The sequence below is a fragment of the Carnobacterium sp. FSL E2-0243 genome (assembly GCF_038003605.1).
Lineage (GTDB): Bacteria > Bacillota > Bacilli > Lactobacillales > Carnobacteriaceae > Carnobacterium > Carnobacterium maltaromaticum.
On the sequence record NZ_JBBOPM010000001.1, the window covers coordinates 547,868 to 560,205 of the forward strand.

The window sequence follows — 12,338 nt, forward strand, 5'->3', positions numbered from 1 at the left end:
AACTCGAATTATTAAAAATATTAAATCCAAAAAATGTATAAAATATCTTCGTTTTTTGATACATGTTAGTTTGAATTTTTTTTAGTTTAAATAATCACACACTTGATTATTGGTGTTATTTACGCGTTTTTTCTTTATTTGCAACGATTTATTAATGTATTTAAACCCCGATTTTATAAAATATAAAAATTATCAATCACTTTTTTATTTATTTTTCTGTACCGAAAAATGAATAAAAAAGAAACATTTTTTGGGAAGTTATATATACCAAGTGTTTTTTGTTTTTTTTTATGTGAAAAAAAACTTAGGTAATCTAAAAACGAATCATAAATAACAATAAATTATGAAGTGTTAAAAAAATTTTTCAAATATAGACATTAATATCCCGAAAAATGATTATTTAATCATCATTTTTTGGTATATAAGATATGTAGCGAATGAGATATGATACGTTATGATATGTTAAGTAGAAAATTATTTGAGTTTAGAGATTTATTTAAGAACTTCTGAATTAGTAATTTTAATAACTAGGAGAGGATGTTTATATGTGTAGAGTAAATAGTGTAACTACTTGATTAAAAGAAATGCGTTATGTATGGAAAACAATAATTATGAAGAATATATAGGAGTGAATAGAATATGAATTTAAAGAAAGCTTTATTCGTACTTTTTACATTATCTTTAATCATTACAGCAACAACTGGGTGTTCAACTAAAGGAAGTAAGGAAAAATCTGAGCCAACGTTAACGAAAGAAAAAAAAGTACTTATAGATGATTTAGGTAAAGAAAAAGTAACGAATCATATAAAGATAAACCTCGTCAAAGGAGAGTACGCAACTGATAGTGGTATAGCTGATGATCAAGGTTTGGTTGTGTTATCATTTGAAATTGATAATGAAAATTATTTAGAAGAAGTAGGAGTTGGAGCGGGGGATTTCCAGATATTTAGTGATGGGAAAACATATCAAATGTATGGTGAGAAAGATAATTTTGGTGAAGTAATTAAATCAAAAGGATCTGCAAAAGGAACAGGTGCGTATTTGATTCCAGCGAATATTTCTAAAGGCATTATTCGATACCAACCAGTTAATCCTAATTGGCCAAATATGGAAAAATTAGAATGGTCTTTTACTATAAAATGAAGAAAGTAAAAGCACCTTTGGATAAAAATAACGTTTTTATGTTTAGTTCAGTTCATAATTGGATGGATACAAGAATATTAAAAAAGGAAGCTTTTAGCTTAATAAAAAGTGGGAAAAATATAGAATTCTATGCAATTGGCAATCAAGAAGAAGCTCCATTTATTGAAGGTATTCAGTTTCATTTGATGAAAAAAGGAAAAAAATGGTCGAGGCCTTTTAAATGGTTTTTTTTAATGAAAAAGGCACTCAGATCGGGTGCTAAATATTATCATTTTCATGATGCAGAGCTGCTTTGTTTGGCGCCCTTGATTCGAAAACAAAAACCTAATGCTGTTATCATTTATGATATGCATGAATATTTTGCGGCTCAAATTAGTACGAAAGATTGGTTGCCAGCCCCAGTCCGTAGACCCATATCTAAATTAGTTTGCGTGTTAGAAAAAAAATTGATGCGCTATTGTGATGGGGTTATTTTTGCAGAAACATCCTATAAACAGTATTTTACTGAGTATAAGGGATTAACAAAGGACATTTTAAATTATCCTTTGCCAATTGAGCAAAATAAAATGCAAAAGGAAGAAGTATTTACACTCATTTATGTAGGAGATATAACAGAAGATCGTAATATTATGGGAATGATTGAGGTAGCAAAAATAGTAATGGAAAGAGGAAGATTTCAATTTCAATTGAAGCTTATTGGACCGATAGCGCAGTCCTTAAAAGATAAAGTCAATCGAAAAATAATCGAATATGGTTTGGAAGGCTATATCTTTTGGTACGGAAGAATTCCATATGAAGATATATGGAATCATTATTTTTCAGCCGATGTCGGATTATGTTTGTTAAAACCAATTCCAAATTATAAAAATTCCTTGGCTACAAAACTCTTTGAATATATGGCAGCTGGACTGCCTATTATTGCATCTGATTTTCCTGATTGGAAGTCTTTGTTAATCGAAAACAATTGCGGTTTATTTGCTAATCCGCTAGATAGTAACGAGATAGCCCAATTAATTGAGCATTTAGAACATGACAAAGTATTAGCTCAGAAGTTAGGTACTAACGGTCGTGAAGCATTTGAAACTCAATTCAGCTGGAAAAGTGAAGAGGAAAAATTAGCTGTATTTTACAGATTTCTTGAGAAGGTTAGGATAGGTGAGTAAAATAAAAACAAGAATTTTCCATGATTTTTTTAGGGTATGCAAAAAATATTACTTTATTGTCTTACTTGTCCCTTGTTTAGTGACAAGTATCGTCTATTTATTGACAGTATATGTGATACCAGAAAATTATGAAGCTAAGACTCAATTATTGGTTTCCATCCAAAATGAAAATAATGAGCAAAGATTAGATGAGCTACGCTCAAGTATCCAATTACTAGGTACTTTTTCATCTATTACTCAAAGTCAAAGAATTATGAATCAAGCCGCTATGCAATTGAATCAACAAGTAATTCATGAAAAATTATCTGTTTCAATTGATGAAAACTCTTTAATTGTCACGTTAAAAGCAAGAGGGGAAAATAAAAAATCGGCGGTTCTGGTTGTGAACACTATAGCTGATTTAGTTGCAAAAGATTTTTCCAACCTTTTTAAAGGAGCCGATGTCACTATCTTAGAAAAAGCGAATACTGCCAACCAACCATCTATTCTATTCCAGTTAATTTTAGCAATGATTACAGGAGTATTTAGTGCTTTGGCATTTTTATTCTTTTTAAGTATATCTAACTTAGTTATATCCAATGAGGAACAAATAAAAGAGTTAGGATTAATCTATTTGGGTGATGTTACATTGATAAAAAAATAAAGTCGTTGAGTTCACGCATATGCAAGGAGCCAGTTCTGTATGAGTAGTAAAATAAAAAAAAATAAACATGTGAAAGAAAACAACCTTAAAAAACGAAAAAAAAAATCAAAAAAAAATAAAGAAAATGCAAAAATAAGAAATAAAGAGTTTTTGAATGAACAATTTAGAACGATTCAAACAACACTCACCTTCACAAACTCTATTCATAAAGAAAATATTAATGTGATTGGGCTTACTTCCGCAGAAAAAGGCGATGGGAAAAGTTTTTGCGCTCTTCGTCTTGCTCGAACATTTGCGGAAGGAGGAAAAAGTGTCTTATTGATTGATTCTGATATGTATAATCCAAGATTGTCTAGACAGCTCTTAGTTGCTAAAAAACGTGGACTATCTAACTATCTAGCTTCAGATGAACAATTTGAAAAATATATTAAATCGACAATATATACAAATTTATTTGTCCTACCATCTGGTCCAATGCATCCTAATATTAACGAGCTCTATCAAACAAATAAAATGGAGAAACTAATTAAAAAAGCTAATAAGATTTTTGATATTGTGATTGTTGATACGCCTCCAGCTTTAATATTGAATTATCCGAGGTTGATTGGACGTATATGCGATGGCATGATCATTGTGACGTCTGTTGGTAAAACTAAAGTTACGAAATTAAAAGAAGTTGTGAATATACTTGAGTTAGCAAATAACACAATTCTTGGAGTTATCTTGAATAAAAAGAAGTACAGCAGAAAAGAGTTGAGAGACTATACGTACTATTAATTATTTTTTTCAAACGAGGTGTTTTATTGTTATTGCTTTTTTCATGATGATTATCAGCGCTAGTTTATTTGTATTATATCCCTTATATGTCGGGATTCTAATAATTGGAAGCCTTTTGCTTCTTTCGATGACGTATGGTTCAGAACAATTTGTATTAAAGATTAGTTTTGTTTTTTTTACGGTTTCTGCCTTTTTAGGAGCCTACTTAAGCTTTCCAGGATATGAAAGTATTTTTCTTTTTAGAATTTTATTGCTTGCACAATTATTTATATTGGTTTTGTATAAAGATTCCCTAATGCCGTTAAATAAAGGACTGAAATTTCAAGGCTACATAGGGTTACTCTTATTAATTTGGAATATAGGCTGCTTTATCACGTTATTTTGGGCACAACATAAAATTCCTGCATTGCGACATATCTATTATATATTTGAAGCGAGTTGTTTACTTTATGTGCCTTCTTATTTCATTCAAACAAGAAAAGCTGTAGATGCAATTTTAGATATTATTTCGACAATTTATATTGTTTCACTAGCTATTGGTTTTTTTGAGGTATTGATGGGCTGGCATCTGAAGTTATCAGGTTCTCTTGTTTATGAAACAACTACTAGTCATTTTCAACCAACTGGATTTTTATTCAATACTAATGATTACGCTCTATTTTTGGCAATGTTTTTACCGCTTGTCTTTTATCGGTTTTATTCTATAGCGACTCATAAATTTATGCGCTTTAGTGGGATTTTGATTTGGTTTTCAAGCATCTATCTAGTAATTATGACATACTCTCGACTAGGTATTGTGTCAATAATAATCGTTAGCCTTGTTATTTATTGGGTTTATTTCAAACGAATTACCTTTCTTATTCTTTTTTTCGGAGTTCTTAGTTTATTAATAAAAGAACTTTTCTCTTTGACATTTTTAACTACTACATTTCATACGATTCAAGTCAGCTTTACGCAAAAAGGTGCGTCTAATACGGACCGTTTAAATTTGTATAATACGATTTGGGCTATTGTAAAAAAACGTCATTTTTTAGGAGTAGGTACAGGAGGAATACCAATTGAAATTGCAACATTTCGTCAAGGTTATGAAAGTTCGAGCTTAAACTTTAATTCAGCTCATAATTTTTTCTTAGAGTCATTGGGAGAAATAGGTTTATTTACAATTTTTTTAGTACTAGCCGTAGGTATGTTAGGCTACAAGTTCTTTATGTTACTAATCAAAAAAACAAATAAAACTATTCTTGAATATAGTCCGTTTCTAATGTGGGGTATCTTTTTAATCAGTTCTGTAGCTTTAAGTACAATAGTAGAACAGCGTTTTTTATGGCTAGGCTTAGGAATGGCATTGGCAATATCATTCGTAGAAGAGGAGAGTAAAGAAGATGATCAAAATTTTAATAGGGGCAATCGTGAGCTTAGGTAGTGTTTTCATAGTGATTGCTTGTCTGTATTTCTTTTTCTATCCGTCGAAAGGAATTCTTAGAATTAAAGAATTAGAACAGATAAAACAAACATTTAGTGATAATCAAAAAGGCGCAAAAAGATTCATTATAGGTGGTAGTGATGTTTTGTATAGTTTTAATACAGAAAAAATGAATCAAGAATTAACGATTCCAACAGTTAATTTGGGTACGAATGTTGGTTTAGGTTTGGGTTATTTAGTAGATTATGGTAAGAAATTAGCCAAGCCTGGGGATAAAATTATTGCATGTTTAGCCTATTCTTTGTACTATAATCCACCTTATCATATCTTTTCTTTTGAGTATTATCGGATGTTTGATAAAAAGAAGTTGACTCGTTTTTCTGTACCTGCGTTCATATATTATGCTATCGCAAATCTAAGGTATAACTTTAGTTATGTGCAACGTGAATTTGTTATTGGTGAAAGTGGCTGTTATTTGGATGTGACGGGTTCACAATTGGCTAAAGAAAAAGAGAAGGCTCTTTATTTTCCAGAAAATTTTAATGTCACAAATTCCATTCGTCAGCTTGAGGAGTTCAAATCTTATTGTTTGTCTCATGGGATTGAGTTGTATATTACTTATCCATCTACATTAGGTTTTGAATCTTATCGAAACTCACATTATCTAGAGCGATTAACTAGTTACTTAACTGAAAACTATCAAGTTATAGGTAAACCAGAGGACTATTTTGTTCCATTGAATCACATCTTTAATTCAGTTTATCATATCAATGAAGTAGGGCAAAATTTCCGAACAAGTAGATTAATCAATTATTTACGTGAAAAGGAGAAATTGTATGTTTCTGAGTGAAAGAGTCAGTGTCATTATGCCAATATTTAATCCAGACTGTACGATTGTAGATTCAATTAAAAGTGTGTTAGAACAGTCAGTTTCAAATATTGAACTTCATTTAATCGATGATGGATCTACTATAGAGTATATTCATTATATTGAAAATTTTTTAAAATTAGACAATGTATATTTTACCCGACTTAATAAAAATGCAGGACCTGCATATGCGCGAAATTTAGGGTTGGAAAAAAGCACAGGTCGATATGTGGCCTTTATTGATTGCGATGATATTTGGAAACAAGAAAAACTAGCGATTCAACTAAGTTGTTTTGAAAAAAAGCAAACGGCATTATCTTTCAGTGAATATTATATGGTTAAATCAACGGGTGTGAAAAAACATGTTCAAGTTCCTGTAAGTCTGACTTATAAAAAACTACTTAAAAACACTATCATAGGTTGTTCAACGGTGGTAGTGGATCGAAAAAAAACAGGCCCTTTTCTCATGCCCCTGATTCAAGGTGGAGAAGACACTGCTACGTGGCTAAACTTGTTAAGAAAAGGATATGAAGCGGAAGGTACTCAGCAAGCACTAGTTTACTACCGAATAAAAGAGAATTCATTTTCAAAAAATAAATGGAAAATGCTTATCAGAACATGGCGTATGTATCGGAAAACGCAACAATTATCACTTGTTCAAACAAGTTATTATTTTTGTCATTATGTAGTTAATGCCATAAAAAAAAGGATATAACGGAAGGGGGAAGTAGTGTGATGGATAAAAATAAGCGGCAACAAATTATATTTAATTGCCTAAAAAGAGGATTTGATATTGTGTTTAGTTGTATCTGTATTTTAATCTTGTTTCCTATAATGCTTGTTGTGTCTCTTTTGATTTGGAAAGAGGATCGTGGCTCTATTTTATTTATTCAAGAACGAACGGGACTAAATGGAGTTAGATTTAAAATTTTTAAGTTTCGTTCAATGAAAGAAGAAATTCCAGAAAAAACGTACATGTTTAACCCCATTTACGGAGTACCCTCTGATTTCATATTTAAGTCAGAGAACGATGAAAAAGAACATATTACAAAAATTGGTGCCTTTATTCGAAAAACAAGCATTGATGAACTTCCGCAATTCTTCAATGTATTAAAAGGGGACATGAGTATTGTTGGCCCTAGACCAGAAATACCTGAGATTACTTGTGGATATAATAAAGAGCAGAAAATGCGTTTAGAAAAAAAAGCTGGTATTACAGGTTTGGCTCAAGTAAATGGTCGCAGCGATTTGAAAAATGGCGATAAAATGAAATATGACCTGTATTATGTTAAAAATCAATCCATCAAACTTGAATTGGAAATACTGTGGAAAACAATTAGGACTATTTTGACGACTAAAGGAGCAATCTAAAATGAAGAAGAAAGAAATTCTATTCGTTTCCTATGATTATTTTCCTAATATTGGTGGAGTAGCCGTTTATACTCATGAATTGAGTCAAGCTCTGGCTAAAAGAGGCCATCAGATTACAATACTTACATGCTATTTTTCAACGAGCAACAAAGTGGAAATTGAATGGGATGAGCAAGTGAAAATTTTTCGGATTCCGATTCCTAAAATAAAAAAAATTGGTGATTTCACTTATCGAAGACGAATGAGTACCTTTATAAATGATTTACAAGCAGAAAAAAAGATTGATATTATTCATTGGCAAACGCTAAATAAAGACGCAAAAATGATGCAGTATGTAAAAACAACAGGCGTTGAAGTCTATACCAACCATCTTTCATTGTTTAGAACGTTGTATAAGCAAAAAAAATTCAAAAAAATCACTAAAATGATTGGTCAACCAGATAAAATTATTTGTCCTAGTTTCGAAGTAGAAAAAATGTCTGCAGAATTGTTTGGTTCAGAACGCTGTGTTTTCATTCCTAATGGAGTTAATTTTGAAGAATATCAAAAAGCGATATCACATCTCAGCTTATTGAGAAAAGAATTAGGAATTGAAGAAGGGGATAAAGTGATAGTCACCACCAATCGTATGGAGCCGGTGAAAGGCATGACTTATTTTATCCAGGTGATTCCAAGATTGTTAGAAGAACATCCGAATCTGTTTATTTGTTTAGTTGGAGATGGGAGTCAGGAACAACAATTGAAGAACTGGCTAGAAGAACAAAAAATAAACTTAGAAAAAGTGAAATTTATTGGGAGACAAGCGCATCATCAAATTAAACAGTATTTGGATTTAGCGGATATTTATGTTCAACCTTCACTAATGGAAGGGTGTAGTATTGGAATACTAGAAGCAATGGCATGTGGAAATCCAGTTGTTGCGTGTGCTGTTGGAGGAAATACTGATATTTTGGAGCATAAAAAAACCGGTTTGCTAATACCAGATCAATCTAGTAGTGCTATTTACGAAGCTGTTAATTATTTAGTCTGTCATCCAGCTGAGGCAAGAGAGATGGGGATAAGGGCGAAATCTAAGATAGAACATGAATTGAATTGGGGACATCTAGCAAAAAAAGTGGAGCAAATTTATGATGCTGCCTTGGAAGTAAGTGCGAATGAGTCATAAATTGCTTCGGAATTATGGCTCGATTTTAGTCTATCAATTCGTGACCATTCTAACACCACTTGTAACGACCCCCTATATTTCAAGAATTTTTGGTCCGAAAGGCATTGGATTAGAAGCATATCTCTATTCTTTTATTCAACTTTTTTCATTGTTGATTTTACTGGGACTACCGATGTATGCTAGCAAAAAAATAGCTGAAACAGACGAACGAAATATGAACCAGCTGTTTTCTGAACTTTTTAGTTTTCAGATTATAATGACTGGAGCAACAACATCTTTATACGGACTCTTTATTTTTTATTTTAATCAGCATCAATTTCTACTTGTTCTTTATCTTTTTACATTAATCAGTACGGGATTGGACACTTCCTGGTATTTTGTCGGGAAAGAAAAAATTTCTGCGATTATGTGGCGAAATATCGCAGTGAGAGTCTGCAATATAGGAGCTATTTTTCTTTTTATACAAACAAGTAATGATTTATGGAAATACATTTTGATTAACGGACTTACTCTTTTTTTAGGACAATTTTTAACAGGGAGTATTGCTTTAAGTGAGGTGGGTGGATTTACTTTTGTTGTAAGAACCATAGGTCAACACATCTCCCCAATTGTATTATTATTTGTTGTTCCGAGTATGTTGACTCTGACTTTATCCATAAATAAACTTTTATTGGAAAATTTTAACGGTGCTGTTGAAGTTGGTGTCTTTAATCAAGCCTATAAATTGTATGCAATTGCGATTAGTTTTATCTCGGCCTTAACTTCTGTTTTAATGCCGAAGATGTCTAAATATTATACAACGGGAGATACAGAACGTTTAAAAAAATATTTAAATTTTTCACTTCGTTTTATCAGTGGTCTAGCATTGCCTATGACTATTGGGGTTTTAGTGATGGCACCTCAATTTGTTTCTTGGTTTTTGGGAGAAGAATTTTCAGAAGTAATGAATCCTTTGGTGATTATTTCATTTTCTTTTGTGTTCAAAGGGCTTTCAGACGTTATCGGAATCCAATATTTAGTAGTAAGCAATAAAAATAAAGAGTATGCATTGGCTGTAATTGTTGGAGCAGTCGTGACAAGTAGTTGTTGTTTTCTCTTTTTACAGTTGAATTTTAAAGCGCAAGCACCAGCACTAGCTTTGTTCTTGGGAACTGCGGTAACGTTATTAATTGAACTATATCAAGTAAGAAAAGTTGTTTCATTTATGTTTGTAGGCAAGTATTTAATCAAATATGCAGTATTTAGTTTAATAATGGGAGGCTGTATGTGGGGAGCATCCAGATCTATAGAAATAGAGCGTACTAGCCTTTACCTAGTGACTCAAGTAGGTGTTGGGGTAATTAGTTACAGTATTTGTTTCATTCTCAGTAAAGACCCTCTAATTCAGTTAATCAAAAGAAAGAAGCGTGAAATCTAGTGAGAGATCAATTTATAACGAAAATAAATAATAGAACCGCCACGATTGGTGTAATCGGATTAGGTTATGTTGGGTTGCCCTTAGCCCTATCATTCGCAGAAGCAGGTTTTTATGTGACAGGATTTGATAAAAGTGAAGTGAAAATAGCACTTTTAAAACAAGGAAAATCAGATATTCTGGATATTTCTTCAGAGACGGTACAAATGGCTTTCTCTACTGGACATTTTCAAGTATCTAATCAAAAAGAGTCTTTAAAAGGGCTTGATTGCTTCATTATTTGTGTACCAACCCCATTGACAGATTCTTATGAACCTGATATTTCTTACATTCAAGAGGCACTCGATACGATTCATTCAGAATGGGAAAGTCAAATGTTAGTTATTCTAGAGAGTACTACTTATCCTGGAACCTCCAAAGAATTAATTCATGAACCGTTGATTCAACAGGGCTACTTAGCAGATCAAGATTTTATGGTTGCCTATTCTCCTGAAAGAGTGGACCCAGGAAATAAAAAATTTAAAATTAAAAATACTCCTAAAGTTGTCGGAGGGACAACTGAAAATTCTTTAGAAATCAGTACTTTATTGTATCAAAGCATTGTAGAACAAGTTGTTCCAGTAACTTCCACAGAAGTAGCTGAAATGAGTAAATTACTAGAAAATACCTTTAGAAGTATCAATATTGCTTTTATCAATGAAATGGCGATTTTGTGTGAACAAATGGGAATTGATATTTGGGAAACGATTCAAGCATCTGAGACTAAGCCTTTTGGCTATATGAAGTTTTTACCAGGTCCAGGGATTGGTGGACATTGTATTCCATTAGATCCAATGTATTTGAATTGGAAAGCGAAGAAATCCAATCATTCCAGTCGTTTGATTGAATTGGCTCAAGAAATTAATCGAGAAATGCCTAAACATGTGGCATCAAAAGCAAAAGAAGCTCTACTGCAGCATAACAAAGTCTTAAAAGGTTCAAAGATCCTGCTTATGGGAATGGCCTATAAAGAAAATAGTAATGATTTACGTGAATCACCTAGCTTACAAATTTTTGATGATCTTCAAAAAGCGGGAAGCATGGTAGAATTTTGTGATCCATTAACAACATATTTTATAGATAAACATGGTTATAAACAAGAATCAATCGAGTTAGACTACACATTAATGGAAACCTATGACTTGGTTATTCTCTTAGTCAATCATGATTGCTTTGATAGAAATAAAATTGCAAATAAAAGCCAGCTTATATTAGATACTAAAAATAGTTTGAACAATCAGTACCCGGAAAAAACTATTCGACTTGGGGATAAAGCGAAATAAAAGAATAGGAGCAAAGAAAATGGAGACAATTTTAATTACCGGAGGGGCCGGATTTATCGGTTCACACTTGGTGAATCATTATGGTACCTATGCAAAAGTTGTCGTAGTCGACAATCTTTCAATGGGACACAGAGAAAATATACTTCCTTCAGAAAATGTCGTCTTTATCAAAGAAGATATTGGAAATAAAAAGCTATTAAATCAACTATTTAAGGAATTTACATTTGATTATGTCTTTCATTTAGCAGCGGTGGCTAATGTCGCAGAGTCGATTGAATTTCCGTGGTCCACTCATCTTATTAATCAAGATGCAACCTTGCTTTTATTGGAACAAGTCAAAAAACAAAAACAATTACTTAAGCGTTTTGTTTTTGCCTCTTCTGCGTCAGTTTATGGAGATAGCCCGCATGCTGTTCAAACAGAAGGAGATACTGTTCAACCACTAAGTCCTTATGCCTTGGACAAGTATGCATCGGAACAATTTACCTTAATGTATCACCGACTTTATGGTGTGAAAACAACAGCAGTGCGTTTCTTTAATGTATATGGCGAGAACCAAAATCCTAATTCTCCTTATTCAGGGGTATTATCACTTCTTAATCAAGGATTGAAAACAAATAAAAATTCAGAATATTTTGAATTTACTAAATATGGAGATGGAGAGCAAACCCGAGATTTTGTCTATGTGCAGGATGTAATTCAGGCGCTATTACTTGTGTCAGAAAAAGAAAAAGCGATTGGTGAGGTGTATAACATTGGAACTGGAGCAAAGACCTCTTTAAATCAACTACTAGTTCTTTCTCAATCACTAAGTCAAAAAAAATTGTGTATCCAGACTAAATTAGCTCGAAAAGGAGATATCATGAATTCCCTAGCTAATATTACTAAAATAAAAGAACTAGGGTATCAACCGCTCTATTCAATTGATAAGGGAATTGTTTCTTATTGGAAGAGAACGATTGAGAGGAGGTGAGGAGAGGGAAAGTAGATATGGAAAAAAGGGAGGCATAGGAGGGAACACTTAGAACATCTAAAGGCATGATAAGTAG

Annotated in this window: 12 protein-coding genes; all 12 read left to right on the forward strand. The window is 32.3% G+C overall.

Features of this window, described 5'->3' with window-relative positions; all coding sequences use genetic code 11:
• Nucleotides 1-639 precede the first annotated feature (639 nt).
• The 12 genes from MHI00_RS02485 (at nucleotide 640) to MHI00_RS02540 (ending at nucleotide 12,262) form a co-directional block, all read left to right on the forward strand.
• Nucleotides 640-1,143, forward strand: a complete 504-nt coding sequence (locus MHI00_RS02485; RefSeq protein WP_010052784.1) for a hypothetical protein — start codon at nucleotides 640-642, stop codon at nucleotides 1,141-1,143.
• Nucleotides 1,140-2,306 (forward strand): glycosyltransferase family 4 protein, encoded by a 1,167-nt coding sequence (locus tag MHI00_RS02490; protein WP_229251656.1) that lies wholly within the window; start codon nucleotides 1,140-1,142, stop codon nucleotides 2,304-2,306. The genes MHI00_RS02485 and MHI00_RS02490 overlap by 4 nt, the downstream gene beginning before the upstream one ends.
• Nucleotides 2,299-2,949 carry a YveK family protein gene (locus MHI00_RS02495; protein ID WP_187957916.1) on the forward strand — a complete coding sequence of 217 codons (651 nt, stop codon included), beginning with the start codon at nucleotides 2,299-2,301 and terminating at the stop codon, nucleotides 2,947-2,949. The genes MHI00_RS02490 and MHI00_RS02495 overlap by 8 nt, the downstream gene beginning before the upstream one ends.
• Nucleotides 2,950-2,988: 39 nt before the next feature.
• Nucleotides 2,989-3,726 carry a CpsD/CapB family tyrosine-protein kinase gene (locus tag MHI00_RS02500; protein ID WP_187957915.1) on the forward strand — a complete coding sequence of 246 codons (738 nt, stop codon included), beginning with the start codon at nucleotides 2,989-2,991 and terminating at the stop codon, nucleotides 3,724-3,726.
• A gap of 295 nt (nucleotides 3,727-4,021) precedes the next feature.
• Nucleotides 4,022-5,149 carry an O-antigen ligase family protein gene (locus MHI00_RS02505; protein WP_341110810.1) on the forward strand — a complete coding sequence of 376 codons (1,128 nt, stop codon included), beginning with the start codon at nucleotides 4,022-4,024 and terminating at the stop codon, nucleotides 5,147-5,149.
• Nucleotides 5,109-5,999, forward strand: coding sequence for a hypothetical protein (locus MHI00_RS02510; RefSeq protein ID WP_317914411.1), 891 nt, complete (start codon nucleotides 5,109-5,111; stop codon nucleotides 5,997-5,999). Before MHI00_RS02505 ends, MHI00_RS02510 begins: the two co-directional genes overlap by 41 nt.
• Nucleotides 5,986-6,732 (forward strand): glycosyltransferase family 2 protein, encoded by a 747-nt coding sequence (locus MHI00_RS02515; protein ID WP_010052793.1) that lies wholly within the window; start codon nucleotides 5,986-5,988, stop codon nucleotides 6,730-6,732. Before MHI00_RS02510 ends, MHI00_RS02515 begins: the two co-directional genes overlap by 14 nt.
• A 20-nt stretch (nucleotides 6,733-6,752) precedes the next feature.
• Nucleotides 6,753-7,388 (forward strand): sugar transferase, encoded by a 636-nt coding sequence (locus MHI00_RS02520; RefSeq protein WP_010052794.1) that lies wholly within the window; start codon nucleotides 6,753-6,755, stop codon nucleotides 7,386-7,388.
• Between the two features lies 1 nt (nucleotide 7,389).
• Complete coding sequence (locus MHI00_RS02525; protein WP_187957912.1) at nucleotides 7,390-8,553, forward strand: glycosyltransferase family 4 protein; 1,164 nt, start codon at nucleotides 7,390-7,392, stop codon at nucleotides 8,551-8,553.
• The gene (locus MHI00_RS02530) at nucleotides 8,543-9,970 is read left to right on the forward strand and encodes a lipopolysaccharide biosynthesis protein (protein ID WP_187957911.1); all 1,428 of its coding nucleotides are present in this window, start codon (nucleotides 8,543-8,545) and stop codon (nucleotides 9,968-9,970) included. Before MHI00_RS02525 ends, MHI00_RS02530 begins: the two co-directional genes overlap by 11 nt.
• Nucleotides 9,970-11,289, forward strand: coding sequence for a nucleotide sugar dehydrogenase (locus tag MHI00_RS02535; RefSeq protein WP_341110822.1), 1,320 nt, complete (start codon nucleotides 9,970-9,972; stop codon nucleotides 11,287-11,289). Before MHI00_RS02530 ends, MHI00_RS02535 begins: the two co-directional genes overlap by 1 nt.
• 19 nt (nucleotides 11,290-11,308) lie before the next feature.
• A complete protein-coding gene (locus MHI00_RS02540) occupies nucleotides 11,309-12,262 on the forward strand; it encodes an NAD-dependent epimerase/dehydratase family protein (RefSeq protein ID WP_187957909.1) in 954 nt (317 codons plus the stop codon).
• Nucleotides 12,263-12,338 lie beyond the last annotated feature (76 nt).

What these genes read in the sequence shown, in the direction of transcription:
- MHI00_RS02490 (WP_229251656.1), top strand. Translation starts at nt 1,140, where the DNA reads ATGAAGAAAGTAAAAGCACCTTTGGATAAAAATAACGTTTTTATGTTT.
- MHI00_RS02525 (WP_187957912.1), top strand. Translation starts at nt 7,390, where the DNA reads ATGAAGAAGAAAGAAATTCTATTCGTTTCCTATGATTATTTTCCTAAT.
- MHI00_RS02505 (WP_341110810.1), top strand. Translation starts at nt 4,022, where the DNA reads ATGCCGTTAAATAAAGGACTGAAATTTCAAGGCTACATAGGGTTACTC.
- MHI00_RS02520 (WP_010052794.1), top strand. Translation starts at nt 6,753, where the DNA reads ATGGATAAAAATAAGCGGCAACAAATTATATTTAATTGCCTAAAAAGA.
- MHI00_RS02540 (WP_187957909.1), top strand. Translation starts at nt 11,309, where the DNA reads ATGGAGACAATTTTAATTACCGGAGGGGCCGGATTTATCGGTTCACAC.
- MHI00_RS02510 (WP_317914411.1), top strand. Translation starts at nt 5,109, where the DNA reads ATGATCAAAATTTTAATAGGGGCAATCGTGAGCTTAGGTAGTGTTTTC.
- MHI00_RS02500 (WP_187957915.1), top strand. Translation starts at nt 2,989, where the DNA reads ATGAGTAGTAAAATAAAAAAAAATAAACATGTGAAAGAAAACAACCTT.
- MHI00_RS02485 (WP_010052784.1), top strand. Translation starts at nt 640, where the DNA reads ATGAATTTAAAGAAAGCTTTATTCGTACTTTTTACATTATCTTTAATC.
- MHI00_RS02530 (WP_187957911.1), top strand. Translation starts at nt 8,543, where the DNA reads ATGAGTCATAAATTGCTTCGGAATTATGGCTCGATTTTAGTCTATCAA.
- MHI00_RS02515 (WP_010052793.1), top strand. Translation starts at nt 5,986, where the DNA reads ATGTTTCTGAGTGAAAGAGTCAGTGTCATTATGCCAATATTTAATCCA.